This is a genomic window from Streptomyces sp. NPDC040405, from assembly GCF_055595765.1.
This window is the reverse complement of record NZ_JBVIVI010000023.1, coordinates 37,345-61,505: the sequence shown is the minus strand read 5'-3', so window position 1 is coordinate 61,505 and position 24,161 is coordinate 37,345. Positions and strand designations below refer to the sequence as shown.

At 71.0% G+C, this 24,161-nt stretch carries 23 protein-coding genes and 2 pseudogenes; 4 read left to right on the top strand and 21 right to left on the bottom strand.

What is annotated here, in order from left to right:
• The 3 genes and pseudogenes from ACZ59A_RS43295 to ACZ59A_RS43285 form a co-directional block, all read right to left on the bottom strand.
• Window positions 1–907: pseudogene (locus ACZ59A_RS43295) on the bottom strand (hypothetical protein); the annotation flags it as partial.
• Window positions 904–1,233 (bottom strand): helix-turn-helix domain-containing protein, encoded by a 330-nt coding sequence (locus tag ACZ59A_RS43290; RefSeq protein WP_470970943.1) that lies wholly within the window; start codon window positions 1,231–1,233, stop codon window positions 904–906. The pseudogene ACZ59A_RS43295 and the gene ACZ59A_RS43290, both read right to left, overlap by 4 nt.
• Window positions 1,230–2,309 (bottom strand): tyrosine-type recombinase/integrase, encoded by a 1,080-nt coding sequence (locus tag ACZ59A_RS43285; RefSeq protein WP_451095395.1) that lies wholly within the window; start codon window positions 2,307–2,309, stop codon window positions 1,230–1,232. Before ACZ59A_RS43285 ends, ACZ59A_RS43290 begins: the two co-directional genes overlap by 4 nt.
• 519 nt (window positions 2,310–2,828) lie before the next feature.
• Here ACZ59A_RS43285 and ACZ59A_RS43280 point away from each other — a divergent pair.
• Window positions 2,829–3,232: pseudogene (locus ACZ59A_RS43280) on the top strand (LLM class oxidoreductase); the annotation flags it as partial.
• A gap of 16 nt (window positions 3,233–3,248) precedes the next feature.
• Here the strand turns inward: ACZ59A_RS43280 and ssuE are convergent.
• From ssuE to ACZ59A_RS43225, 11 genes are all read right to left on the bottom strand, one after another.
• Window positions 3,249–3,812, bottom strand: coding sequence for an NADPH-dependent FMN reductase (gene ssuE, locus ACZ59A_RS43275; RefSeq protein ID WP_470970940.1), 564 nt, complete (start codon window positions 3,810–3,812; stop codon window positions 3,249–3,251).
• Window positions 3,813–3,878: 66 nt separating this feature from the next.
• Complete coding sequence (locus tag ACZ59A_RS43270) at window positions 3,879–5,318, bottom strand: FAD-binding oxidoreductase (protein ID WP_470970937.1); 1,440 nt, start codon at window positions 5,316–5,318, stop codon at window positions 3,879–3,881.
• The gene (locus ACZ59A_RS43265) at window positions 5,315–6,490 is read right to left on the bottom strand and encodes an acyl-CoA dehydrogenase family protein (RefSeq protein WP_470970935.1); all 1,176 of its coding nucleotides are present in this window, start codon (window positions 6,488–6,490) and stop codon (window positions 5,315–5,317) included. The genes ACZ59A_RS43270 and ACZ59A_RS43265 overlap by 4 nt, the downstream gene beginning before the upstream one ends.
• A complete protein-coding gene (locus ACZ59A_RS43260) occupies window positions 6,487–7,527 on the bottom strand; it encodes an ABC transporter substrate-binding protein (RefSeq protein ID WP_470970932.1) in 1,041 nt (346 codons plus the stop codon). Before ACZ59A_RS43260 ends, ACZ59A_RS43265 begins: the two co-directional genes overlap by 4 nt.
• Before the next feature lie 50 nt (window positions 7,528–7,577).
• Window positions 7,578–8,678, bottom strand: coding sequence for an LLM class flavin-dependent oxidoreductase (locus ACZ59A_RS43255; RefSeq protein WP_468055575.1), 1,101 nt, complete (start codon window positions 8,676–8,678; stop codon window positions 7,578–7,580).
• Between the two features lie 8 nt (window positions 8,679–8,686).
• Window positions 8,687–9,706, bottom strand: a complete 1,020-nt coding sequence (locus tag ACZ59A_RS43250; protein ID WP_470970930.1) for an ABC transporter substrate-binding protein — start codon at window positions 9,704–9,706, stop codon at window positions 8,687–8,689.
• A complete protein-coding gene (locus ACZ59A_RS43245) occupies window positions 9,703–10,449 on the bottom strand; it encodes an ABC transporter ATP-binding protein (protein ID WP_470970927.1) in 747 nt (248 codons plus the stop codon). The genes ACZ59A_RS43250 and ACZ59A_RS43245 overlap by 4 nt, the downstream gene beginning before the upstream one ends.
• Window positions 10,446–11,375 carry an ABC transporter permease gene (locus tag ACZ59A_RS43240; RefSeq protein WP_470970924.1) on the bottom strand — a complete coding sequence of 310 codons (930 nt, stop codon included), beginning with the start codon at window positions 11,373–11,375 and terminating at the stop codon, window positions 10,446–10,448. Before ACZ59A_RS43240 ends, ACZ59A_RS43245 begins: the two co-directional genes overlap by 4 nt.
• Before the next feature lie 51 nt (window positions 11,376–11,426).
• Window positions 11,427–12,278 carry a sulfurtransferase gene (locus tag ACZ59A_RS43235; protein ID WP_470970922.1) on the bottom strand — a complete coding sequence of 284 codons (852 nt, stop codon included), beginning with the start codon at window positions 12,276–12,278 and terminating at the stop codon, window positions 11,427–11,429.
• Window positions 12,275–12,925: an alpha/beta hydrolase gene (locus ACZ59A_RS43230; protein ID WP_470970919.1), complete on the bottom strand. Its 651-nt coding sequence runs from the start codon at window positions 12,923–12,925 to the stop codon at window positions 12,275–12,277. Before ACZ59A_RS43230 ends, ACZ59A_RS43235 begins: the two co-directional genes overlap by 4 nt.
• A 333-nt stretch (window positions 12,926–13,258) precedes the next feature.
• Window positions 13,259–13,420, bottom strand: coding sequence for a hypothetical protein (locus tag ACZ59A_RS43225; RefSeq protein WP_468055587.1), 162 nt, complete (start codon window positions 13,418–13,420; stop codon window positions 13,259–13,261).
• Between the two features lie 96 nt (window positions 13,421–13,516).
• On the opposite strand from ACZ59A_RS43225, the gene ACZ59A_RS43220 reads away from it, so the two are divergent.
• A complete protein-coding gene (locus tag ACZ59A_RS43220) occupies window positions 13,517–14,398 on the top strand; it encodes a LysR family transcriptional regulator (protein ID WP_470970917.1) in 882 nt (293 codons plus the stop codon).
• Here the strand turns inward: ACZ59A_RS43220 and ACZ59A_RS43215 are convergent.
• From ACZ59A_RS43215 to ACZ59A_RS43200, 4 genes are read right to left on the bottom strand one after another with little or no spacing between them, the layout of a single operon-like run.
• Entirely contained in the window at window positions 14,367–14,744 is a 378-nt protein-coding gene (locus ACZ59A_RS43215; protein ID WP_470970914.1) for an ABC transporter ATP-binding protein, read from the bottom strand. The two genes, ACZ59A_RS43220 and ACZ59A_RS43215, sit on opposite strands and share 32 nt — an antisense overlap.
• The gene (locus ACZ59A_RS43210; RefSeq protein WP_470970911.1) at window positions 14,741–15,394 is read right to left on the bottom strand and encodes a hypothetical protein; all 654 of its coding nucleotides are present in this window, start codon (window positions 15,392–15,394) and stop codon (window positions 14,741–14,743) included. Before ACZ59A_RS43210 ends, ACZ59A_RS43215 begins: the two co-directional genes overlap by 4 nt.
• Window positions 15,395–15,449: 55 nt before the next feature.
• The gene (locus tag ACZ59A_RS43205) at window positions 15,450–16,898 is read right to left on the bottom strand and encodes an APC family permease (RefSeq protein WP_470970908.1); all 1,449 of its coding nucleotides are present in this window, start codon (window positions 16,896–16,898) and stop codon (window positions 15,450–15,452) included.
• Window positions 16,892–17,695, bottom strand: coding sequence for a carbon-nitrogen hydrolase family protein (locus tag ACZ59A_RS43200; protein ID WP_470970906.1), 804 nt, complete (start codon window positions 17,693–17,695; stop codon window positions 16,892–16,894). The genes ACZ59A_RS43205 and ACZ59A_RS43200 overlap by 7 nt, the downstream gene beginning before the upstream one ends.
• A gap of 185 nt (window positions 17,696–17,880) precedes the next feature.
• Here ACZ59A_RS43200 and ACZ59A_RS43195 point away from each other — a divergent pair, with 185 nt between their 5' ends.
• Complete coding sequence (locus ACZ59A_RS43195; RefSeq protein WP_470970903.1) at window positions 17,881–18,633, top strand: FadR/GntR family transcriptional regulator; 753 nt, start codon at window positions 17,881–17,883, stop codon at window positions 18,631–18,633.
• Window positions 18,634–18,686: 53 nt separating this feature from the next.
• Here the strand turns inward: ACZ59A_RS43195 and ACZ59A_RS43190 are convergent, their stop codons facing one another.
• The 3 genes from ACZ59A_RS43190 to ACZ59A_RS43180 are packed head-to-tail and all read right to left on the bottom strand — an operon-like array spanning window position 18,687 to window position 22,373.
• Entirely contained in the window at window positions 18,687–19,697 is a 1,011-nt protein-coding gene (locus ACZ59A_RS43190) for a 1-aminocyclopropane-1-carboxylate deaminase (RefSeq protein ID WP_470970901.1), read from the bottom strand.
• 13 nt (window positions 19,698–19,710) lie between these two features.
• Complete coding sequence (locus tag ACZ59A_RS43185) at window positions 19,711–20,985, bottom strand: MFS transporter (RefSeq protein WP_470970898.1); 1,275 nt, start codon at window positions 20,983–20,985, stop codon at window positions 19,711–19,713.
• The gene (locus ACZ59A_RS43180) at window positions 20,982–22,373 is read right to left on the bottom strand and encodes a M20 family metallopeptidase (protein ID WP_470970895.1); all 1,392 of its coding nucleotides are present in this window, start codon (window positions 22,371–22,373) and stop codon (window positions 20,982–20,984) included. The genes ACZ59A_RS43185 and ACZ59A_RS43180 overlap by 4 nt, the downstream gene beginning before the upstream one ends.
• Before the next feature lie 204 nt (window positions 22,374–22,577).
• On the opposite strand from ACZ59A_RS43180, the gene ACZ59A_RS43175 reads away from it, so the two are divergent.
• The gene (locus tag ACZ59A_RS43175; protein WP_470970893.1) at window positions 22,578–23,486 is read left to right on the top strand and encodes a LysR family transcriptional regulator; all 909 of its coding nucleotides are present in this window, start codon (window positions 22,578–22,580) and stop codon (window positions 23,484–23,486) included.
• The last annotated feature ends 675 nt before the right edge of the window (window positions 23,487–24,161 follow it).

The following is a 24,161-nucleotide window of genomic DNA, read 5'->3' as shown; positions in this document are numbered from 1 at the left end:
GCAGGTGGTCATAGCGGTCCGACCATTCCAGCAGGGCCGGCCGGACACGGTTGAGGTAGAGCCAGACCGTGCCTTCCCGTCGCGGGAGGCTGCGGGGGCCACCGTCACGCAGAACGCGGGTCCAGCGCTCGGCCTCCGGGCGGATGCCGGGTGCGAGACCCTGCAGACGCTCGGCGAGCCAGCCCTCGAAGGAGGGTTCGCTGTCGTCCTCGAAGATCCCCATCTCCTCCAGGACCGTGGCGACGTGGCCGACCGGGAGGTCGCGGGACCGGAGCGGGGTGAAGATCTCGCTGTGCCGGATGGCGTCGCCCTCGACGTACCCGGTGAGGACAAGGGCCAGGCCGCGGTTGACGGCGAAGCGGATGTTGCGTCCCCAGCCCCGTGCCTCGGCGAACCGGTGAGCGAGGTACTTCGCCCAGGTCAGCCAGGGGCTGGTCAAGTCGACGCCGGAGGGGTCGAGGCGGCCGTAGCCGCGCGGGACCTGTCCGAACAGCGGCAGCTGTCTCCAGTCGGCATTCGGCCGCCAGGCCGGCGCGGGCGGCGGCTTGCGAGGGGCGCCCCGCCGTCCGCCGCGCCGCCGAGGGGCGGGTGCCGATCCGTTGCGGTGGTGCATGCCCATGAAGAACAGTTGATGGTGCCGGACCGCGTTGAGGCGCGCCCTCACATCGGCCTCCGCGGCCAGCTGGTCGACAGCGGCCTGGGCCTCCAACCGGGCCTGGCACCAGCACAGACGACAGAAATCCCACTTCAGCGGCTGGACACGGCGGCAGCCGGTGCAGACGGCCGTCGCGTGGCTGCGGCCGAACATGTAGCAGGTCGGACAGAGCCGTCCGCTGAAGTCGCCCCAGGCCAGGCAGCCGTCGCAGGAGTCGGTGGGCTTGTAGTAGGCCTTCGGATACCGGCTCATGCAGGCGGCAGCGACCGGCCGTCGCGACGCTTGGGCACCACCGCCGGAACCGGTGCGGCGACACCGACAGCGGTCCGGCTGATGTTCTCCTCGCCGGGGCGGGTAACCTTCTGCGGTTCCGGGATCAACAGGTCGCCGATCTCGCAGCCCAGCACGACGCAGATGACGTCCAGGTCGTCCAGCTTGAGGGAGACAGGCTGGCCGGACCACAGCCCGGACATCTTTCCGGCCGAGATCACCAAGCCGTGCTCGGCCAGGCTCCGCTGGAGCTCGGACGCCTTCCAGATACCCTTGTTCGCGGCGGTCAGCCGCAGGTTCCACCTCATCGGGCCAGCCCTTCCAGCCGCTTCGCGGCCCGTTCCATCCCGGCGACCCAGGCGTCCTCGACCCGGGTCTGCTGCACGTGGATATACCGCATCGTGGTGGCAATCCAGGAATGTCCCAAAACCTCCTGGATCGCGAGCAAGTCCAGCCCATTCCCATAAAGCTGGGACGCGCAGAAATGCCGCAGGACGTGCGGCGTCAACCTGTCTGTCCAGCCCGGCAGGTGAGCCTCGACGGCGTTGTCAAGACCGTTGCGCAGGGCGTCGTCGCCGACCCGGCGTGCGGAACCGTCGGTGTTCTTCCGCTCACTCGGGAACAGCGGGGCACCGGGCCGTGTGTGATCGTCGTCGAACTGACCCCACACGTCCTCGATGAACCACCGCAGCGTCCGGTCGGCACCGTTGATCAGCGGCACCATCCGCTCACGCGGCCCCGAGCCGCGGGCGCCCTTGCCGTGGCGGACGTGGAGCTTGCCGAAGCGGCCCAGGTCCCACTTGATGTCGTCCAGGTCGAGGCCGCATGCCTCGCTCACCCGCAGGCCGACCTGGGACATCAGCTTCGAGGCGGTGTAGTTCCGGGCGGTCGGGGCGAACTTCCTGCAGGTCGCCAGCTCGCCACCCCAGCCCGTGAACAGCGCCCCGACCTCCGGCTCGCTCGGCGGGATCCGCAACTGTGCATCCTTGGCCCCGCGCGGCCGGTTCATCTCGTCGATCGGGCACTCGACCACCCGGCCGGTCATCCGGTGGATCTCGACCTTGTGCCGCAGCTCCAGGAACATGAAGTACGTACTCAGCGCCTGTGACCGGCCCAGCCGGGTGCCGCTGGGCGAGTGCCGCAGTACCTTCCCGAAGTACGCATCCGCGTCGGCGGGCTCCATGTCCCACAACGGTCGGCCGAACCAGGACCTGATCTGATCCAGGTGACCGACGTCCCCGCGGATGGTGCCGTCCGCCAGCCCTGCCGAGGCCCGCGCGAGAACGAACCCTGACAGCACGTCGGTCTCGAACCGCTCCAGTTCCTCCGCCGACGCGGGCGCCCAGTGCTCACGCAGGTCCCGTACGACTGCCAGCGCCGCCAACCCGAGCCTCCTCGCCTTCGGTCCGACTACAGATCGGTCGGACGAGATGAGAACGCTTCAGAAATCCCGAAGTTACGTCACAAGCCAACAGAGCACACGAAGGAGGAAGAACCCCCCGGCCACGGGCCCAGGGAGTCAGCAGAGCTCAGGGGAACTCACGGGATGTCGCACAGAAGGTCCAGGCTGCCCTGGTCGCGGCAGTGGATGCCGTCTACCGTCGCGACCGCGTCATCGACGCCCGGAAGGTCATGGCTCAGCAAGCCGCCTAGGGGGAGAACAGCACCCTGATACGGGTCAGGCGGCGGTGGCTCAGGCTGCCGGACAGCCGTCCTCCGGCAAGACGCCCGTCCCACTGCAGGTGGAGGGCCGGCCGATACCGGGGGTCACCGTCTCCGCCGATGGCTCGACGGCGCTCATGCAGTTCCAGTTCGACGACCAGACCTACGAACTTCCCTCCGGGACGATCGACAGCACCATCGAGGCCGCCATGTGCGGCAAGCCGCACATGGCGGCCTCGAAGAGGCCGTCGACGCGTACCGCGCCGCGTTCCAGCCGTCCAAGACTCTCGACAGGCCGTACGTCAGCGTCTCCGCCGATGTCGTGGTGGCCGAGGACGACGCGAGCGCACGCGAACGTGCCACCAAGCTACGAGGTGCCGCAGCATCCGCACCGCCGAGGGTGCCATTCCCTTTCCCGCCCTCGAACGGGCCCGCGCCCACGTCTGGTCCGACGCGGACCGGGAGCTGGTCGCCGACCGCGTGGACACCCAGTTCGTCGGCTCGCCCGCGCGCGTCGCCGACGACCTCGAACGACTTCAGGAAGCCACCGGCGCCGACGAACTGCTCATCACCACCATCACCCACCGCCATGCCGACCGGGTGCGCTCCTACGAACTGCTCGCCGAGGAGTGGCAACGCCGCTGAGCCGAGTGCGACGCGTTCACGCGGCGACGGCGTCGGCGTCGGCGGAACCCGGGCTGCTCAGCACGGCGGAGAACTGGTCGACGACCCGCTCGAGCCCTGCCTGCGCGGCGGGGTCCACCACGAGACCCCCGTCGTCCCGCGTTTCGATGTGCTTGTCCAGCACGAACCAGCCCGGTGTGATGTGTACCGCCCCCATGGAGGCGAGCACCGGACGCAGCCCGTAGTCGATGGCCAGCACATGAGCGGTGCTGCCGCCGGTTGCCAGCGGCAGCACCGTCTTGCCCTCCAGCGCGTACTGCGGCAGCAGGTCGAGCAGCGACTTCAGCAGCCCCGAGTACGCGGCCTTGTAGACCGGGGTGCCGATGACGACGGCGTCGGCCTGTGCGACGAGCTGGGTGGCGCGGACGATCTCCGGATGTCCGAAGTCCGCGTGCAGCAGGGCCTCGGCCGGAAGTGTGCGGACGTCCAGGGGGATCACCTGGTGCCCCTGTGTGGCGAGCCGGGAGTCCAGTTGGCGTAGGAGACGGGCGGTGCGGGAGGCGGCGGAGGGGCTTCCGGAAACTGACAGGACGGTGGACATGGAGGGTCACCTCGAAATCGTCGGTACGCAGTACGGGGTACGGGAAGCAGCGGCCGCGGGACGACGTCAGAGCGCCTTGCCCGGGTTGAGGATGCCGTGCGGGTCGAAGGCCGCCTTGATGCCTCGCTGGAGCCGGTGCTGGTCCGGTCCGAGTTCGTCGGCGAGCCATCGTCGTTTGAGGGTGCCCACGCCGTGTTCGCCGGTGAGCGTGCCGCCGAGGCGCAGAGCGGCGCTGAAGATGTCGCCCGCGGCCTGCCAGGCGGCGTCCGGGATGCCGGGGAGGGCCGGGTCGAGGACGAGAATGGGGTGGAGGTTGCCGTCGGCGGCATGGGCGAAGGTGAAGATCCGCACCCCGTGGCGGTCGGCTGCGGCGTCGATCTCGCGTACGGCGGTGGCCAGCCTGTTCCGGGGTACGGCGATGTCCTCGATCAGGACCCGGCCCAGCCGCTCCAGCGAGGGCAGCGCGAGCCGCCGCGCGGCGAGCAGCCGGTCCGCCTCGGCCGGATCCCCGGTGACCTCGACCGACGTCGCCCGTCCGCGCAAGCACCGTACGGCCGCGTCGGCCTCGGCGGCCGCGCCCCGCCCATCGCACTGCAGGAGCAGCAGTGCGCCCCCGCGCGACCGCAGATCCGTGCCCTGGGCGTCGTCCACCGCGCCCAGTACCGGGCCGTCGAGCAGCTCGGCCATGGCGGGCTCGACACGGGCGGCGGTGAGCGCGGAAACGGCCTCGGCGCCCTGGGCGAACGTGGTGAAGTGCGCGGCGACCGTGACGGTCTCCTCCGGCACCGGGCGCAGTCGCAGGGTGGCGGCGGTGATCACCCCGAGGGTGCCCTCGGATCCGGTGAGCAGGCCGGTCAGGTCATAGCCGGTGACGCCCTTGACCGTGCGCCGTCCGGTCCGCACCAGCGTCCCGTCTGCGAGCACCGCGTCAAGGCCCAGGAGCGCGTCCCTGGTGACCCCGTACTTGGCGCAGCGGAGCCCGCCCGCGTTGGTCGCGATGTTCCCGCCGATGGTCGAGATCGCCGCGCTCGCCGGGTCGGGCGCGTAGCGCAGCCCGAACTCGCCTGCCGCGCGGTCCAGTTCGGCGGTGATGACACCCGGCTCGACAATGGCGATCTGCTCCTCGGGGCTCAGCTCCAGGACGCGGTTCATCCGTGACAGATCGAGGACGACACTGCCCGCGCCCGCGCTCGCCCCTCCGGACAGCCCTGTTCCCGCCCCGCGCGGCACGACCGGTACCCGCAGGTCGTGGGCGTGCCGCAGCGCCGCCTGGACGTGCTCGGTGCGCGTGGCGTGGACGACCGCGAGCGGGACGCCGTTCGGCCTGCTGCCGGAGCGGTCGGTGGCGAACGGGCCGGTGGCCTCGGGCCCTGTGCCGAGCGCCCCGTCGGGCAGGTCGCGGCGCAGAGCCGTCAGCAGCGCGGCGGCGGCATCCGTACCGGTGGCGTGCGCGTGTGCGGTGCCCGTGCGGTCGGCGGTATCCGGACCGGACAGCGGGGCGGTCATGTCGGCCTCTCACTTCGTGTGCCGAGCGCGGCCGCGCCGATGGCGAGCAGCGCCGTGTCTTCCTGCGGGGCGTGTACCGGGGCGCACTGGATGTCCCGGAAGTGGCGTTCCAGGGGGTTGTCGCGGGACAGCCCCGGGTTCCCCAGCAGTCGCACCCCCAGGGCGACCGCCTCGGTGGCGTGCCGGTCCGCCAGGACACGGGCGCCCAGCGCGTGTTCGGGGGTGTACGAGCCGTCGGCCCCATCGACCCGTTCCGCACCGGTGAACACCAGATGTTCGGCCGAGTCCAGCCGCAGCGCGATCTCACCGGCCACGCGCCGGAAGCGCTCGGTACGGGCCACCGGATGGCCGAGGTTGGGAGGGATCCGTTCGTGGGCGAAGCGCTGGACGTACCCCTGGGCGGCGCGCGCCACACCCAGGTAGAGGGCGGCGAGCGGCAGATGGAGGGCCGCGCCCGCGCGGTTGTCCTGCTCCGCCGCGGCGCCGTGCTCGGTCAGGTCGATGACGTTGCCCTTGGGAATCTCGACGTCATGCAGCGCGATGTCATGGCTTCCGCTGGCGCGCAGCCCCAGATGGTTCCAGCGGTGGGTGATCTCGATTCCGGGTGCGGTGCCGGGCACCAGGAAGGTGCCGACCCGTGGCGTGGGCTCGTCCGTGGTGGCCCACACCAGCAGCCAGTCCAGCGCCTCCACCCCGGTCGCGAAGCGCTTGCGGCCGCTGAGTGACCAGCTGTCCGGGGTGCGCCGGGCCACCGTCAAGGGCAGCCCTCCCCGCGCGGGGGAGCCGAGTTCGGGCTCGACACGGATGTGGTTGAGCAGCACCGGCCGCGCAGCGGCCCCGGCCAGCACCTGCCCGTACAGCTCTTCCGGCCAGTGCGGCCGCACGGCCTGGCGGCGGTGGACGGACAGGCTCATGGCGGCGATCAGCGCCACCGACGGATCACCTTCGCCGAGCGCGTGCAGGATGCGCGCGGTGGCCGCCACCCCGAGGGCGGGACCCCCGTACCGCTCGCCGACGGTGGCGGTGAGCAGTCCGGCCTCGTGAGCGACGCGGATCCCCTCGGCCGGAAACGCGCCGTCGCGGTCGTATGCGGCCGCGGTCGTGGCGAGCTGTCGCGTCACGGATGACAGCGAGGAGAGATCCGGGACGGGCACCGATAGGTCAGTGGTCATGAGGCGAGCGCCTTTCGAAGCCGCGCGCTCAGCCGGTCGCTCCAGAAACTGCTCACCGTCAGCTCCTGCTTCACCGCCCCGAGCGCACCGAAGGCGTCGGCGACTTTCTGCTCGGAGGCGGTGGCCTGGGCGCTCACCGGCCGTATCCCGGTCCTGCGCTGGGCCTCGCCCGCCGTGAACTCCTCCAGCGCCTGATCCACCGGCTGGTGGGTGGCGGCGGCGATGACCTTCGCGTACTCCTTCTGACGCCCGTCGCGCACATAGGCGTACGCCTTGTCGATACGGGTCAGCAGATCCGCCAGCGCCCTGCGCTCGGCCGCGCCGCCGAGGGTGTCGTCCGAAGCCGTCCACAGGAAGTTGCCGGAGAGTATGTCCTTGCCGGAACCGATGGTGCGGGCTCCCCGCTGATGGGCGGTGATGACCGCGTTGCCGTATCCGGCGAACGCGTCGATGGAACCGCCGTTCAACGCGGCGATCCCCTTGTCGGGATCCAGCGGGGCGGCCTCGATGTCGTTCCAGCCGAGCCCGGCCCGCTTCAGCAGTTCGTAGAGGAAGTAGTGGGCGGTGGTGTTCTCGACGTAGCCGACCTTCTTGCCCCGCAGTTGCGGCATCGAGGTGACCGTGGACCCCTTGGGGGCCACGACCTCCTGGTTGAGGGTGTTGCCGCGCTCCACGGCGGCGACCTTGAAGTTCGGCTTTCCGTCGGCCGCCGCGAAGACCGGCGGGATCTCGCTGGAACTCGCCACGTCCAGCGCACCGGCGCGCACCGCCTCCAACTGCCTGTCGCCGCCCTGGAACAGGTTCCACTTCACCTGGTACGGAGTGTCGTCCAGATGCGCGAACTTCAGCAGCGCCTCCTCCTTCTTCCAGCCGGTCGCACCAACCCGGAGGGTGACGGAGGATCCTTTCCCGCTCCCGTCCGCTCCCGCGGAGCCGCCACAGGCGCTCAGCGCACCGGCGGCCAGCGCCACGGCGACGGCGAGAGCGGTACGGGCGCGGAGGCGCCGGGAACGAAAGCGGGCCGGTGGCCTGGACATCCGGATGATGCCTTTCATTGGGGGAACGAGGAAGAGAGGGCGGTCCGACGTCAGGCGGCCGAGGTGGCGGCGCGGTGCGCCAGCTCCTGACGGACCAGCGGCAGTACGTGACGCCCGTAGTCGATGGCGTCGTTGAGCGGGTCGTAGCCGCGGATGGACAGCAGCTCGCAGCCGATGTCGACGTAGTCGAGCAGCGCCTTGGCGACCGTCTCCGGGGAGCCGACCAGCGCCGTGGACGCACCGGCGGCGTTGGTGGCCGCGGCGGGTGCGGTCCACAGGCAGCGGTCGTGCACCTCGCCGCGCTCGGCGGCGGCCAGCAGCCGCTGCGATCCGACGTTGGACGGGGCGCCCTGGCCGACCGCCGGGTAGTGCCGGCGCTTGGCCCGCTCGGCGTGGTTGGCCTTGACCGCGCCCAGGGTGCGGTGGGCCTTCTCCCAGGCCAGTTCGTCGGTGGGGGCGATGATCGGCCGAAAGGACACCCAGATGCGTGGCCGGGGTCGGCCGGCGGCGTCCGCGTACGCGTTCACCGAGGCGATCTGCTCGGCGGTTTCCTTCAGCGGTTCGCCCCACAGCCCGAAGATGTCCCCCTGCTGCCCGCCCACCCGGTACGCGTCCTGTGACGAGCCGCCCACCGAGATGGGGATGGTGCCGTGGTACGGGGCGACGTCGGAGCGGAAGCCCTCGAAGCGGTAATACGGGCCCTCATGGGAGATCGGCCCGTCGGCCTCCCACACGCTGCGCAGGATTTGGATGTACTCGTCCGAGCGGGCGTACCGCTCGCTCTTGCCCAGATAGTCGCCCTCGCGGTGCTGCTCCTCGTCGTTGCCGCCGGAGATGATGTGCACCACCAGCCGCCCGGCGCTGATCTGGTCCAACGTGGCCAGTGCGCGGGCCGCGTGGGTGGGGAAGACCACTCCGGGGCGGTGGGCGAGCACCGGTTTGATGCGCTCGGTGTGATGGGCGACGAACTGGGCCAGCTGTAGCGCGTCGGGGGAGGCCGAGTGGTAGGTGACCAGGGTGTAGTCGAAGCCGGAGTCGTCCAGGGCGCGGGCGTAGCGGCGGGCGTAGCCCACATCGATTCCGGAACCCGCGGTAGGGTCGCCCTCGGTGGCGGGGTTGGGGTGGACGGCGCTGATGAACTCGACGGGCATGGCTGCGGTCACTCCTTGACGAGGCTGGTGTCGACGTGGTCGGCGAGGACCGGCTTGGGGGTGAGCACACCGATGCGGTTCATGGTGTCGCCGACCTTCTGCACGGACCGGATCACCGACTCATTCACCGGCAGCAGTTCGCTGTTGGACTGGTCGACCAGGGCCTTGGCAACCGTGGCCGACGCTCCGTTGGTGCGCTGGATGGCCTTGGCGTACTCCGCGGGGTGCCGGCGGGACCAGGCCAGGGCCTTGTCGAGGCGGCGCAGATAGTCGGCGATGGCCTTCTTCTTCGCCGGGACCTCAAGGGCCTTCTCGGAGGCCCCGATGAAGCCGTAGCCGCTCACCCGCCCGTTCGCCCCGTTGACCAGGAGACGGCCCCCGTGCTGCTCGGCCACCGTCTTGTACACGCCGAACGTGGCCCAGGCTTCGATCTTGCCGGAGGTGAAGGCGGCCTGGGCGTCGGTGGGCAGCAGATACTGCACATGGACGTCCGAGTAGCTCAGCCCCGCCTGCTCCAGCGCGTGCGCCAGCAGATACTCGGCGATGGACCCCTTGGCCGAGGAGACCACGACCTTCTTCCCCTTGAGGTCCTTGACGCTCCTCACCGGTGAGTTCTTCCGGACCACGATCCCGGTGTGGGTGCCGTCGTTGTGCAGCGACCCGACGGCCTTGACGCGTACCCCGCCCGAGAGTGCCTGGAGGGTGGGCAGATCGGCGGCGTACGAGGTGTCGGCGGCCCCGGCCTGCACGGCCTGGAACAGCGGTGCGGCGCCCTCGAACTCGGCCCACTTCACCTTGTACGGCGTTCCCTTGAGGGCACCGGAGGCGTCGAAGAGGGTCTTCAGGTTCTTGGCCTGGTCACCGAGGGTCAGGGTCACCTTCGACGGATCGGTCTCGGACGCCGCCTGGCTGTCGCCCGCGCACGCGCTGGTGGCGAGGAGGGCGGTGAGCGACAGCGCCGCGCCGAGCGTGCGCGCCGCGACCGTGGCCCTGCGTTTTCCGGTGTTCAAACGGTCCATGCGGTTCATGCGGTTACCTCGTCCCGGTGGTGCGAAAGGGCCGAGGCGTCGTCGACGCCCAGCCGTCGCAGGAGTTCGCCACGCAGCGCCACGAAGTCGGGGGAGCCGAGGTCGCGCGGGCGTTCGAGGCCCGCCTCCGTCTCGTAGGCGATTCGCCCGTCGTCCATCACCAGCACCCGGTCCGCCAGCAGCAGCGCCTCCTCGACGTCGTGCGTGACCAGCAGGATCGAGCAGCCGTGTCGCTGCCACAGATCGGCCACCAGCCGCTGCGCCTTGCCGCGGGTGAGCGCGTCGAGCGCGCCGAACGGCTCGTCCAGCAGCAGCAGTTCGGGCTGGTGTACCAGCGCACGGGCCAGCGAGACGCGCTGGGCCTGACCGCCGGAGAGGGTCCGGGGCCAGGCGCCCGCGTACTCCTCGATGCCGACCTCGGCCAGATAGCGCTCGGCGAGCGCGCGGTCCCCGCGCGGCAGACCGAGCACGACGTTGTGCCACACCCGCAGCCATGGCATCAGCCGTGGCGACTGGAAGGCCACCGAGCGTCGCTCCGGTACGTCCACCTCGCCCTCGGTCTCGCTGTCCAGCCCAGCGAGGATCCGCAGCAGCGTCGACTTTCCGCAGCCGCTCTGGCCGAGCAGGGCCACGAACTCGCCCTCGCGGATGGTGATGCCGAGCCCGTCGATCACCGTCTTGTCGCCGAAGGCGCGGGTCAGTCCGCGGACCTCCACACTGTTCGTGCCGTTCACCGCGGTCATGCTCCCTCTCCCTCGAACGAGGCCCGCCAGTCCAGCAGCCGCCGGGACAGCAACCGCACCGCGAAGTCGCAGAGCAGCCCCAGCACCGCGTACACGGCGAGGCACAGGACGATGACGTCGGTCTGGAAGTACTGCTGGGCGTTGCTCATCAGATAGCCGATACCGGCGTCCGCGTTGACCTGCTCGGCGAAGACCAGGGCAAGCCACGCGGTGGACAGTGCGTACCGCAACCCCACCAGCGCACCGGGCAGCGCGGACGGCAGGATGACGTACCGGATCAGTCCGATGCGGCCAAGGCCCACCATCCGCCCGGCCTCGATCAGCTGCGCGTCGGCGGAACGGATGCCGCCGTAGATGTTGAAGTACAGCGGGTAGGTGACACCGAGCGCCACCAGCGCGATCTTCGGTGTCTCGTCGATGCCGAACCAGACGATGAACAACGGGATCAGGCCCACCCAGGGAATCGCCCGGAACATGCCCATGGAGGAGTCGATGACGTCCTCGCCCAGCCGGAACAGCCCCGCGGTGAGCGACAGGGCGAGCGCCACGGCCGCGCCGATGACGAAGCCGAGGGCCGCGCGACGGCCGGAGGCGGCGATGGCCTGCGGCAGCTCACCGGTACCGATGAGGTCCGCCCCGCGCCGTACGACTTCGACGGGGGAGGCCAGCACGGACTCGGGGAGCAGGCCCGTCGCGGCGGCCAGGAACCACAGCAGCAGCAGCCCGACGGGCCCGGACGCGCGCCGGACCCCGCGCGGGACCCGGAGGCGGGGTCGGGGCCGGGGGCCCGCGGTGGAGCGGCGGGACGTCCGTGCCACCGCGGGCTCGGCGGGCGGCGTCGAGTCCTTCGCCGCACCGGGGGGTGGTGGTGCGGAGGTGTGCGGGGGCGGTGAGGCCCCGGACACGGAGGAGTGCGGGGAGGGCATGATGCGGCCTCTCGATCGGGAAGTGTTCACAGGAGGTGTGCGGGCGCCGGATCAGCCCGGCGACGCACCCACGGCCGCGGGGCGCGAGGTGTCGGCGGACCAGGCGGACCAGGAGCCGGGGTAGAGCGCGGGCGTGATGCCGACGCGGGCCAGGGCCACGGCCGTGTGGGCGGCCGTGACGCCGGAGCCGCAGTAGACACCGACCTCTGTCGTGCCGTCGACGCCCAGCGCGGCGAAACGCCACGTCAGCGCGTCCACGCTGTGGAACGTGCCGTCCGGCGCCAGATTGTCGCCCGTCGGGGCGGACAGGGCGCCGGGAATGTGCCCGGCGCGCGGATCGACCGGCTCGATCTCGCCCCGGTACCGCTCGGCCGCCCGCGCGTCCAGCAGGACGCCGGTACGGGCCACCTCGGCCGCCGCGTCGGCGTCCAGCACCGGCAACTGCCCGGCGGCGAGCACGACGTTCCCCTCGGGAGGCGGGGCGGGCTCGCCCGTTTCGACCGGCAGTCCGGCCGCGCGCCACGCGGCCAGCGCCCCGTCCAGCAGCGAGACCCGCTCGACCCCAGCCCACCGCAGCAGCCACCAGGCGCGAGCGGCGGCGGTGTTGCCGTTGTCGTCGTACACCACCACCGGACGGCCGTCGTCAAGTCCCCAGCGGCGCGCGGCCCGCTGCAACGCGGCGGGGTCCGGCAGGGGATGGCGGCCGCTCTCCGGGGCGGGCGGTGCGGCGAGTTCGGTGTCCAGGTCGACGTGGACCGCGCCGGGGATGTGTCCGGCGAGGTAGTGCTCACGGCCGTGCGGATCGCCGAGCCGCCACCGTACGTCCAGGACGACGGGCGCCGGGTCACCGTGGAACAGCCGGGAGTACAGCTCGGCCGGAGTGGTGAGAACGGGGGCGGTCATACCAGGTCCTCCGTGACGGCGATGGGTGCTAGGCCGGGGTCCAGCCGCAGCCGCTCCAAGAACAGGACCACGGTGGCGGCGGCGCTGCGGTGGGTCACGTCGTTGAGGACGTCGTGCCGTGTTCCGGCCAGGCTCACCAGCTCCGCGCCGGGCAGGCCACGGAACACGCGGCGTATCTCACCCAGCGGGCTGACGGTGTCCTCGGCACCGTGCAGCCCGAGCACCGGAACGGAGATCCCGTCCAGCGCCGACGGCTCCAGCGCCGCCGACTCCAGCGCCGACGGACCCGCCAGGGCGCCGCGCCGGAACGCCGCGTCGCCGGTCAGCCTGCCCCGGTGCGTGGGGCAGGCGGTGCGCCGCTCCAGCTCGTCCTCCCAGTCCGAAGCGGCCACCTCGGCGGGGTGCGGCCCGGTCGGCAGTCCGGCGAGGATCAGTGCGTCCGGCCCGGAGGTGCCGAGGGAGGCGAGCCGCGCCGCGTGGGACGCCCCGGTGTCGGAGCCGACCAGTACGCGGGGGCCCGGGGCCGTCTCGTCGAGCAACAGCTTGGTGGCCGCCTCGGTGACGGCCTCCGGGTCGGACGAGGCGTCCCGCAGGGCACGGACGCGATAGCCGTCGGCGGAGATCCGGCGGCCGAACCGCTCGTACACACCGCCGTGTTCACCCCGACCGGGAAGGAGCACGAGCGTGCCACGCGGGGCGATTCCCGCTGGTTCGTCCCAGGAGTGGACAGGCTGAGCAGAGGACATGAGAACTCGATTCATCGACAGCGCCGCCCGCCCGCCCGCACGAGCGAGGCAGAGCAGCCGTGCGGATGCGCGGGCGCGGACGGAAAAGGGTGGGGCGAAACCGAGAAGCCCTTGCCGACGCGGAAACGCATGGACGAACGGTCGGCGGCGAACGGGCAACGGTGAACAGGCGCCGGCGAACAGACGACGGCGAAAGGCCGAAGACCGGCGGCGAGCGCCAGGGAAAGCCGTCGGTCAGCGACAGCGCATGGCGCCGGTGCGGCCGAAGTCGACCACACGCCGCCGTGTCAGCCAGGCGCTCGTGGCGCGGCACACCGCGAATCCGGCGGCCGAAGGCCCGGATCCGGTGCGGTGCGTGTGCGGCCCGCGGGCCGCCACGAGCGCGGTACGTGGCATGACCTCAGCATGCACGAGCCCGGAGTCGGCCGTCCAACGATGATTCGCCATCAAAATCGATCGCGATCCCCGATCGATCGGTGCTAGCCTGCGCACATGCGGCCGGTACTGGACATCGTGGCGTTGCGCAGCCTCATCGCCGTCGCCGACTACGAGGGCTTCCACCGCGCCGCGGGCGCGCTCGCCCTCAGCCAATCCACCGTCAGCCAGCACATTCGGCGGCTGGAGAAGTCCCTCGGACGCCCCGTCGTCGAGCGCGACGGCAGGAAGACCCGGTTCACCGCCCACGGCGCCCGACTGCTGGAAGAAGCCCAGCAGATCGTCGGCGCGCACGACGCCGCCCTCCGGCGGCTCATGGGGGAGGACCGGCCCGACGCGGCACCCGTCGCCATCGGCGCCACCGAGCACGGCGCCGACCAGATCCTCCCCGTACTCACCGCGGCCGTACGCGACACCCGGCCCGGCGCCGAGGTCCGCGTACGCATCGACCGCTCGGCACGGCTGTCGGACGCCGTCGCACGCGGCGAACTCGACCTCGCCGTCTACGTCACCGAGGCCGCACACGCCCCGGGCACCCCGGTGGGCGAACTGCCCCTGCGCTGGTACGCCGCCCCCGGCTGGAAACCACCCGCCGCCCCCGCCCCCCTGCCTCTGGTCGTCATCAGCGACCCGTGCGTCATCCGCAGCCGCGCCCTGACCGCGCTCGCCTCCCACCACACCCCCGCCACCGTGGTCGCCGAGGCCGGATACCTCGCCGGGGTCCTCGACGCGGCCCGCGCCGGACTCGGCGCCGCCCTGCTCGCCATCCCCGGCAGCCCGTACCCCGACGGCCTCACACCACGCCACGACCTTCCCGCCGTCTCCCCGATCCGCCTCAGCGCCCGCGCCCGCAGCGGCTGCGACTCCTCGCTGACCCGAGCCACCATTGAGGCGGTGCAGGCCCTGCTCACCTCCCGCGAGGCGGACACCGCGGTGTGAGCCGACGCGGTGAAGCCGGGCCACAAGGGTGCGACGCGAGCGCGACACCACGCTCGAGATGCGAACACCGACTACCCGGCCTCCGCCGGTCGAGCACGGGAACGGCTGTCAGCAGCGCCTTGGTGTACGGGCCCTGAGGGGAGTCGTAGACCGTGACCGCCGGGCCCTCCTCGACGACGGCTCCCTGGCGTATGACCGCGACCCGGTCGCTGGCCTGCCGCACGACCGCGAGGTCGTGGGCGATCAGCACCAGGGTGAGCCCGAGGTCGCCCTGGAACTGGGCCAGCAGGGCCAGCACCTCATGGTGCGGGCCATTCCGCTGGTGGGCGCCGCCACGGTCGGTCACCTGATCTTCGGCCAGGTGCAGTTCGCGCTGACCGGTTCGGTGCTGGTCGGCGGAATTCCCGGGGTGCTGATCGGCTCGGCCCTGTCCGCCCGGATTCCGGCGACCGTCATCCAGCCCGCGCCTGACGGTCGCCGCCACGCAGGACCGATACGGCCAAGGCGACGCCCCAGCACGGCCACGGGGATCAGGACGGCCTGCCAGTACGACGACCGGTGGCGGAGCGCCCCGCCTCGCGCCGCCGTGTGGAGGTACACCCCGGCGGCCTCCGGCGGGGCGCGGCGCAGCACCAGCGCCTGGTTGGGCGAGACCGTCAGTCCCGAGGCGGCGCCCGTGGAGAACCGCGGAAGGCCCAGACCGTCCTGAAGGAACATCGTCAGCACCAGCGAGGCGGCGATCGAGGCACCGAACTGTGCCATCGCCACGACTGTGCCCAGTGCGAAGGGCGCAGACCCGGCGAGCAGAACCGCAGGACCGCAGTCGGGCAGCAGCGGCTCTTCGATCTCGCTCAGCGCGGTGAGGTCCTCGACACCTGCCTGTACACCACCCCCGGCACGTTCGGCGGTGGGGGAGCGGGGACCACGTGGCTGGTCGGCTCCGCCGACGACGTGGCCGCGGCGCTGAACAGCTACCGCAAGCTCGGCATCACCCACTTCGTGAAGAACACGGCGTACCACCGCCCGACCAACAACCGTGCTGTTTCCCGGGTCAGGCCCCGGGCGCGTGGGACGCCACAGCGCGCGGTCCGTAGAGCACTCCCGCGACGAGTGCCACGAAGGGCACGGCCGCGAGGATGGTGCTCGTGACCGGTCCCCGGCCGGTGACGAGGGGGAAGTTGGCCAGCACCAGCCACATGCCCGCCAGCAGGCCGAGCACGGCCAGGGCCGGCGCCGCTCGTGTCTGCCAGGACCTGCCCGAGGCCAGGGAGGGGTTGCGGGCGAAGAAGACCAGGACCGCGATCGACGTGGTCAGCATGAGGATGACCATGCCGACGGTGGAGACACCGGCCATGGAGCCGAACACCCCGACCAGCGGGTCCAGTCGCAGCAGCGCACAGCCGCCGACCAGGATCACCGCGGTGACGCTCTGCGCGAGCGAGGACGTGGACGGCGACTGGTGGCGTGGGTGGACCGTGCCCAGGCGGGCGGGCATCAGACGCTGGTGCGCGAGGGTGAAGGTGTAGCGGGCGATGACGTTGTGGAAGGACAGGACGCAGGCGAAGAGGCTGCTGAGCAGCAGCACCTGCATGACGTCGCGCAGGGTAGTGCCGACGTAGGTCTGGGCGGTGTCCATGAGCATGTTGCCCTCTCCGTCGAGGGTTCGCTGTGCCACCGCGCCCACCTGGTCGGTGCCCGCGGCCAGGACCAGCGCCCAGCAGGAGACGGTATAGAAGCCGCCGATGATCAGTACGGAGAGATAGGTGGCCCGGGGGAGCGTTTTGTCGGGCGTACGGGCCTCGTCACGGAAGACGGCAGTGGCCTCGAAGCCGATGAACCCGGTGAGGGCGAAGAGGACGGCGATGCCCAGGGGGCCTGACAGCGCGGCGTGCGGCGTGAAGGACTCCGTGGTGACGCCGTGGGCGCCGCCGCGGGCGAAGATCACGGCGTCCAGGACGACCACCACGGCGATCTCCAGGACGAGGGCCACGCCGAGGACCTTGGAGCTGAGGTCGATGTGCCGGTAGCCGAGGATGGCGACGGCGCCGGCCGCGCCGAGCGCCCAGGCCCACCACGGCAGGGAGAAGCCGAGGCCGAGGCTGTGGAGCGCGTCGTTCACCGCCCAGCCGAAGTAACCGTAGACACCCACCTGGACGGCGGTGTAGGCGACCAGGGCCACGGCAGCCGTCCCCACTCCCATGCGGGCACCGAGGCCGCGGGTGGCGTAGGCATAGAAGGCGCCCGCCTGCGGGACGTGGGGGGTCATGGTGACGAAGCCGACCGCGAAGACGAGCAGGATCAGGGAGGCGAGCGCGAAGCCGACGGGTGCTCCGGCACCGGGACCACTGGCGATGGCGAGCGGGACGTTGCCGCCCACGACGGTCAGGGGAGCGGCCGCCGCGATCACCATGAACACGATCGATCCGGTGCCGAGGTGGCCTTCGAGGTTTCTCGGCGACTGCTCGGCGGTGGTGTCCTGGGGCGTGGAGTCGGTCAGCATGTGCGGTCCTCGGGGACGAAGAGAGCTGGGGCGTACAAGTCCGGGCGGCGGTCGAGGAGATACGGATTGTCCTTGCGGGCCTGGGCGACGACGGCCGGGTCGACGGTGGCCGAAATGAGCTGGTTGCCATGCCTGACGGAGTCGAGGACCTCGCCCGAGGGAGCGGTGATGGAGCTGCGGCCGACGTACGTCAGGAGGCCCTCGGCGCCGTCGTGGTTGACGTAGGCGACGTAGACCTGGTTCTCCCAGGCCCGCACCCTCAGCAGATGGTCGGCGACGAAGGCGTACGGCTCCATCTGGGCGGTGGGTACGGCGATGAGGTCGGCGCCGGCCAGCGCCGCCGCGCGAACGTTCTCCGGGAACTCCACGTCGTAGCAGATGAGCAGGGCGATCCGTAGGCCACCGAAGTCGACGATCGAAGTCGGACGGTCGCCGGGGGTGAAGTGGCGGCGGTCCAGGTCGCCGAAGAGATGGGTCTTGCGGTGCCGCCCCAGGAGATTGCCGTCCGGGCCCACGAAGACGGCACTGTTGTAGCAGGCCCCGCTCTGGTGTTCCGGGAGGCCGACGACGAGGGCGAGGCGATGCCGGCGGGCCAGGTCCTGAACGGGCGTCAGCAAGTCGGTGCGCGCCAGCTCCCCCAGGCGGTCGCCGATGTCGTAACCGGTGACAAACAGCTCGGAGGTGATGAGCAGTTCGCTTCCCGAGGCGGCGGCCCGCGCGCACGCCGCGTCCAGCTCCCGCAGATTGGCCGCGACATCGCCCGGCGTTCCCGCGGTCTGAAGTCCGGAGATCCTCATCGGCGCCCTCACGATCGGTACCGCCCGCTCCGAACCGCTCGGAACGGACAGCACAGGGTGGATTGCAGGCCATGGAAACATGCTCACTTTGAGCACGTAAAGAGGTGGCGCGGATCCGTGCACCCGATGACCCGGCCGCGGACGCCCGGCCATGCCCCCGCCGGAGACCCGGTTAGGCTGCGGGTATGGCTTCCGAGACCCGGGGCGGCGTCGCGAACCCGCTGAGCCGACGACCGCTGACAGCGATCCGCCGCACCAGCGCCATCGACACGGTGCGGGCGCGGATCTCGCTGGCCGTGGACCTGGGGCTGCTGGTTCCGGGGGAGCGGCTGCCCAACGTGCGGACCACGGCCGCCGCGCTGGACGTCGGCGAGATCACCGTCCGCCGTGCCTTCACCGCTCTGGAACAGGAAGGCGTCGTGGAGCGCCGGCCCGGGCGCAACGGCGGCACCTTCATCGCACCCCGCCCGCCCCGCAACGCCGTGGTGGAGGCCGCCGCCTACCGCGAGGACAGCAACCATGTGCGCCGGCTGATCGACGAACGGGTCGTCATGGAAGCCGGTTTCGCGCACTTCGCGGCGGAGCGGATCGACGACGAGACCCTGGAAATGCTCGACGCCGCCATCCGGGACATGGACGCCGCGGACACCTGGGCCGACTTCCATGAGGCCGACCAGCGGCTCCACAGGCTGGTCGTGGCGAGCGCCGGGCTGTCCAGCGCGATGGAGATGTACGAACGGGTCACCGCGGAGCTGTACCAGTACTTCCTGCCGTATTCGATGCACTACCTGCGCGCGAGCAACGAACAGCACAAGGAGATCAGAGCTGCCCTGGGCGCCCGCGACTCCGCCTTGGCGGCGCGTCTTCTCGCCGCGCACGTCGACGAACTGCACCGGTCGATGTACGTAGGGCTCGGCGAGCGGACGGCCGACGCCTGACCCCGACCCCCACACGTTCGGCGTCGCCTTTCCGCCCGCTCGCCTGGCGGAGCCTACCCGAACAGGGCGCTGTAGCCGTTCAGCGCAGGCTGCCCACCGAGGTGGGCGTAGAGCACCTTGGCGTCCTTGGCGATCTCGCCCCGGGCGACGAGGTCGATCAGGCCCGCCATGGACTTGCCCTCGTACACCGGGTCGGTGATCATGCCCTCGGTCCGCGCGGCCAGCCGCATCGCGTCCATGGTGGACTCGTCCGGGATGCCGTAGGTGCCCGCGTGGTAGCGCTCGTCGAGCAGGATCTCGTCATGGGAGAGCTCGCGGTCCAGGCCGATGAGCGACGCGGTCCCGCGCGCGATCCGCGCCACCTGGTCCAAGGTCTCCTTCGGCTTGGCCGAGGCGTCGATGCCGAGGACCCGCCGCGGCCGCCCGCCCAGCGCGGCGAATCCGGCGATCATACCGGCCTGGGTGCTGCCGGTGACCGCGCACACCACGATGGTGTCGAAGAAGACCCCGAGCTGCTGTTCCTGCTCTGCCACCTCGAACGCCCAGTTCGCGAAGCCCAGCCCGCCGAGCCGGTGGTCCGAGGCGCCCGCGGGGATCGCGTAGGGCTTGCCGCCCGCCGCCTCGATCTCCGTGATCGCCTGCTCCCAGCTCTCCTTGAACTCGATGCCGAACCCGGCCTTCACCAGCCGCACGTCCGCTCCGGCGAGCCGGGACAGCAGAATGTTGCCGACCTTGTCGTACACCGCGTCCGGCCAGTCGACCCAGCTTTCCTGGACCAGCACACACTTGAGCCCCGCCCGTGCCGCGACCGCCGCGACCTGGCGCGTGTGGTTGGACTGCACGCCGCCGATCGATACGAGCGTGTCGCAGCCCCGCGCCAGGGCATCGGCCACGAGGTACTCCAGCTTGCGGGTCTTGTTGCCGCCGTAGGCGATGCCGGAGTTGCAGTCCTCGCGCTTGGCCCAGATCTCCGCTCCGCCCAAGTGCTTGGTCAGGCGCTCCAGGCGGTGCACCGGCGACGGGCCGAACAGCAGCGGGTAGCGGTCGAAGTCGTTGACAGACAAGGGGTTTCTCCGATCAGTGAATGCCGAGCCTGCGCCGCGCGAACACCACGCAGAACAGGCTGACCACGGCCAGGAACATCAGGTAGAAGGTCGGCGCGAGCTTGCTGCCAGTCACATCGACGAGCCAGACGATCACCAGCGGCGTCGTGCCGCCGAACAGCATCACAGCGATGTTGTAGCTCACCGCCAGGCCGGTAGCCCGGTTGGTGACGGGGAACAGCTCCGCCATCATCGCGGGCAGCGGCGCGAAGTAACCGGCCTTCAGCACGCCGATCAGGAACATCACGCCGAGTATCACCGTGAAGCCCGGGGCGGCGACCAGGAACGCGAAGCTCGGGTATACCAGCGCGAGGATCAGCACGGCGAAGAGCAGCATGATCCGGGTGCGGCCGAACCGGTCCGACAGGTGACCCACCACGGGAGTCAGGCCGGTCAGCACGACCCCGGTGACCAAAGTGGACGCGAACCCGGTCGACGCCGGCAGGTCCAGCTCCTTCACCGCGAACGTGGGCATGTAGGTGATGAGGTAGCTGATCGCGGTGGACACGGCGAGCGCGCCCATCGCCAGGAGCATGCGGTCCTTCTGGGTACGGAACGTATCCTTCACCGGCGCGCGCTCCCGGTCCGCGGTCTCGACGAACTCACCGGCCTCGGCGACGTAACGCCGGATGTAGTAGCCGACCGGGCCGATCAGCAAACCGAAGAAGAACGGGATGCGCCAACCCCACGACTCCAGGCTCGCGTCGGACAGCGTGGCCGTGAGCACCGTCCCGAACGCCGACGCGAGCAGCGTCGCGAACCCCTGGCTCGCGAACTGCCAGCTGGCCATGAAACCGCGCTTCTCGGGCATGTGCTCGACGAGGAACGCGGTGGCGCTGCCGAACTCCCCGCCCGCGGAGAAGCCCTGGACGAGCCGGGCGAGCAGGATCGCGATCGGCGCGACGAGCCCGATCTTCGCGTACGGCGGCATGATCGCGATGAGTAGCGTCGCGACCATCATGAGCCGGATCGACACCATGAGCGCACGCTTGCGCCCGGCACGGTCGGCATACGCGCCGAGCACGAGCGCCCCCACCGGACGGACCACATAGGCCACCGCGAACGTGCCGAGCGTCAGCAGCAGCGACACGGTCTCGTCGGCGGTGGGGAAGAACTGCTTCGAGATCGTCGCGGCGAAGAAGCCGTAAACGAGGATGTCGAACCATTCCAGTGCGTTCCCGATGGACGCGGCGATGATGACGCGATGCACCTTCACCGGCGCTTCGGGGGAGACCGTCCGCGTGGTCATGGGCGACTCCTCACGGAAGAGCCCTCGCCGAGGTCCCAGAACAGACCGGCCATGATGCGCAGGCTCTCCCGCGCCACGGAGGCCAGCAGGTGCTCATCCGGGGCATGCTGGGCACAGGCGGGGTAGGAGTGCGGGACCCAGAGCGTGCACAACCCGAGCGCGCCTGCGAAGGCGTCGTTGGGAAGGCTGCCGCCGAGGTTCGGCAGCAGCGCGGGTTCCGTGCCGGTCGTGCGGCTGATCGAGCCGAGCGCCCAGTGCACCCAGGGGTCGTCCGGATCCGTCCGGGTCGGCGGCATGGTCGGTCCGACCTCGACTTCGACCATGGGGAATCCGTGCTCGTCCAGGTGCTTACGGAGGATGACGCCGAGCTTGTCGACCTCCGTGCCGACCACGGACCGGAGCTGGCAGTGCGCGTGTGCGCTGCCGGGAATGGCATTGACCGGGTTGTCCGGGTTCCCGGCGGCGAGCGAGAGCACCTCGACGCTGTTCCAGCCGACGAGGCGTTCGGCCGGGGTGAGGCCGGGTTCGCCCCAGCCGTCGTCGATGGGCGGATCGTCCGCTCCGCCGCCGACCTCGATGTCGCGCAGGGCTTCCCGGACGTTCTCGGGGATCTCCCGCGGCCGCAGACCGGAGACGAGGATGCGGCCCCGCGCGTCGACGATGGTGGCGAGCGCGGCACCCAGCACGGTCGCCGGGTTGCGCAGCAGACCGCCCCAGTTGCCGGAGTGGTACGAGCCCTCGCGCAGGCCGACCCGCAGCGTGAACGGGGTGGAGCCGCGTGAACCGAGGAACAGCGTCGGACGCTCCGCGGCCACGCGCGGCCCGTCGGACGCGATCAGCACATCGGCGGCGAGCTCGTCCCGCAACTGGGCGCAGACCGTACGCAGGCCCGGCGAGCCGGACTCCTCCCCGGTCTCGACCAGCACCTTGAGATTGAAGCCGAGCCGGCCGCGCACGCGGAGCACTTGCTCAAGTGCCGCGAAGTTGATGGTGTGCTGGCCCTTGTTGTCGGCGGTGCCCCGGCCGTACCAGCGGTCGCCCTCGACCACGACCCGCCACGGATCCAGTCCGGGCCGCCACCGCTCCGGCTCGCCGAGGACGACGTCGCCGTGGCCGTAGACCAGCACCGTCGGCACCTCGGCGTCCTCGTGCCGGGTCGCCACGAGCAGCGGGTAGTCGCCGGCGGGGTTGTTGAGGACGCGCGCCTCGCAGCCCAGCCGGCTGGTGAGCGCCGGGGCAAGCTCGTCGGTGAGGTAGGAACGCAGCACCCGCGCCTGCGCCCGGTCCTGGCTTTCGGTCGCGAACGCGACCCGGCGTTCGAGGTCGGCGAGGAATTCCCCGGAATCGTAGTATTCGGTGGCACGATCGATCACGACAGCACGGGTCATCATTACCCTTTACATCGGAAACGCGCAATTTACAATGCGTCCGGCCGGTGCGCAGAGTTTACGGAGCGGTGATAGGGAAACGAAAGAGGAGGCAATTGCAAGTTTTCGAAAGGTGTATTGCCCTGGCGGCAACGGATACGGCCCGCCGCTTCCCCCTCACTACCCACGGCGGACGCGCTTCGCCCGCTGCAGTACATTCTCGGAATGCACCTCCTGCCCACGTCGCTGCGCTACTTCCTCGCGGTCGCCCGCACCGGTTCGATCAGCGAGGCATCGGAGCGCCTGCACGTGGCCACGTCGGCGATCAGTCGGCAGATCGCGAAGCTGGAGCAGGACGTCGGGGCGCCGCTGTTCGAGCGCCAGCCGCGGGGCATGGTGCTGTCGGAGGCGGGCGAGATCCTCGCCGCCTACGCCCGGCGCAGCGCGCTCGAGGCCGAGCAGGTGCTCGCCGACGTGCACGGCGTCGAGGCCCTGCACCGAAATACCGTCAAACTCGCGAGCTCCGAGGGTTTCGCGCGCGAGTTCCTGCCGGTGGCTATCACCGCATTTCGGGAAAAGCATCCGGGGGTGCGGTTCCGGCTGAATGTCACCGGCCCGGCGGCGGCGACGCGGCAGGTGATAGACGGCACGGTGGACCTGGCCGTCACCTATAGCCTCGGACCGGAAGAGGGAGTCAAGGTCGAGTATTCGCAGCAGCAGCGGATCTACGCGCTGATGCCCGACGGTCACCCGTTGGCGTACCGGGAGTACGTCGAACTCGCGGACCTGCTGGCGTACCCGCTCGCGCTGATGGACGAGGGCACCACGATCCGGCAGCTCTTCGATGTCTGCGTCGCGCTGGAAGGGCTGAGCTTCGAGCCCGCGCTCGTCAGCAACTACTCGGGCGCACTGCAGAGTTTCGCGCAGCTACGCGGTGGGGTCACCCTGGTCGGTCCGCTGACGGTACGGCGGCGGCTCGGCGCCGACCGCCTGGCGATCGTTCCCATCCGCAACCCGGAGCTGAGCCGCCGCAGCATGCAGATCCAGTCGATGGCACGACGCGCGCTGCCCGCGGCGGTGCGGGCCTTCCTCGAGCACCTGATCGAAGAGAGCGGTGACGACCTTCTCATGTAGACAGACCCCTGGCGGCGCCTCAGCCCGATCGGCGAACTCCTGGCAGCCGTCGATCGTGCGCTCGCTCGGCGCCGTGGGCGGTGTTCTGGTCAACAACCCCTAGGACGCGGCGGGTGGGCGGGCGGACGGCGGCACGATCCAGGTGCTGCCCGGCGGCCAGACCGGCTGACGTGCCACAACGACCGCTCCCCGCAACCCTCATCATGGCTCCGGGGAGCCTGGCCCCGCTACTTGTCGCATGACGGGGAATCCTGAGTCGGGTGGAGAGGAGTCCGGGCGGGCGGGTGACGTTCCGGCACCAGTTCGCATCACCTCACCGACCATGCGGCGGTGCAGCATGGCAGCGGGCTCCTCCGCCTCGCGACGGGGCGGCCGTGGCCGGACCGCCCCGGGCGGGCCACGCGCGGCGCGCCGACCTCCGCGACCCTGCCAGCTCGTCCACGCCGTCTTCTCTGCCCATGACAGCACCGTGCCGCTCCGGCGACCACTGACGTTCCACGTGGCTGGGAAGGCCGACGGTCCTACAGCCAGGAAGGCAGGTCGCCATCCTGACCGCTCACTCACCGTCCGCGCCCGCGCCCGCGCCCACGGGCCCGAGCTCCGCGACGGACGAAGGGGCCACGGCCATGGCCGGCGACAGCGCGAGGGGGCGCCTGCGCGAACTCTTGACCCGTC

Excerpts from the sequence above, each read along its gene's own strand:
- ACZ59A_RS43290 (WP_470970943.1), bottom strand. The coding sequence starts at position 1,233 with ATGAGGTGGAACCTGCGGCTGACCGCCGCGAACAAGGGTATCTGGAAG.
- ssuE (WP_470970940.1), bottom strand. The coding sequence starts at position 3,812 with ATGTCCACCGTCCTGTCAGTTTCCGGAAGCCCCTCCGCCGCCTCCCGC.
- ACZ59A_RS43270 (WP_470970937.1), bottom strand. The coding sequence starts at position 5,318 with ATGACCGCCCCGCTGTCCGGTCCGGATACCGCCGACCGCACGGGCACC.
- ACZ59A_RS43265 (WP_470970935.1), bottom strand. The coding sequence starts at position 6,490 with ATGACCACTGACCTATCGGTGCCCGTCCCGGATCTCTCCTCGCTGTCA.
- ACZ59A_RS43260 (WP_470970932.1), bottom strand. The coding sequence starts at position 7,527 with ATGTCCAGGCCACCGGCCCGCTTTCGTTCCCGGCGCCTCCGCGCCCGT.
- ACZ59A_RS43255 (WP_468055575.1), bottom strand. The coding sequence starts at position 8,678 with ATGCCCGTCGAGTTCATCAGCGCCGTCCACCCCAACCCCGCCACCGAG.
- ACZ59A_RS43250 (WP_470970930.1), bottom strand. The coding sequence starts at position 9,706 with ATGAACCGCATGGACCGTTTGAACACCGGAAAACGCAGGGCCACGGTC.
- ACZ59A_RS43245 (WP_470970927.1), bottom strand. The coding sequence starts at position 10,449 with ATGACCGCGGTGAACGGCACGAACAGTGTGGAGGTCCGCGGACTGACC.
- ACZ59A_RS43240 (WP_470970924.1), bottom strand. The coding sequence starts at position 11,375 with ATGCCCTCCCCGCACTCCTCCGTGTCCGGGGCCTCACCGCCCCCGCAC.
- ACZ59A_RS43235 (WP_470970922.1), bottom strand. The coding sequence starts at position 12,278 with ATGACCGCCCCCGTTCTCACCACTCCGGCCGAGCTGTACTCCCGGCTG.
- ACZ59A_RS43225 (WP_468055587.1), bottom strand. The coding sequence starts at position 13,420 with ATGCCACGTACCGCGCTCGTGGCGGCCCGCGGGCCGCACACGCACCGC.
- ACZ59A_RS43220 (WP_470970917.1), top strand. The coding sequence starts at position 13,517 with ATGCGGCCGGTACTGGACATCGTGGCGTTGCGCAGCCTCATCGCCGTC.
- ACZ59A_RS43205 (WP_470970908.1), bottom strand. The coding sequence starts at position 16,898 with ATGCTGACCGACTCCACGCCCCAGGACACCACCGCCGAGCAGTCGCCG.
- ACZ59A_RS43200 (WP_470970906.1), bottom strand. The coding sequence starts at position 17,695 with ATGAGGATCTCCGGACTTCAGACCGCGGGAACGCCGGGCGATGTCGCG.
- ACZ59A_RS43195 (WP_470970903.1), top strand. The coding sequence starts at position 17,881 with ATGGCTTCCGAGACCCGGGGCGGCGTCGCGAACCCGCTGAGCCGACGA.
- ACZ59A_RS43185 (WP_470970898.1), bottom strand. The coding sequence starts at position 20,985 with ATGACCACGCGGACGGTCTCCCCCGAAGCGCCGGTGAAGGTGCATCGC.
- ACZ59A_RS43180 (WP_470970895.1), bottom strand. The coding sequence starts at position 22,373 with ATGACCCGTGCTGTCGTGATCGATCGTGCCACCGAATACTACGATTCC.
- ACZ59A_RS43175 (WP_470970893.1), top strand. The coding sequence starts at position 22,578 with ATGCACCTCCTGCCCACGTCGCTGCGCTACTTCCTCGCGGTCGCCCGC.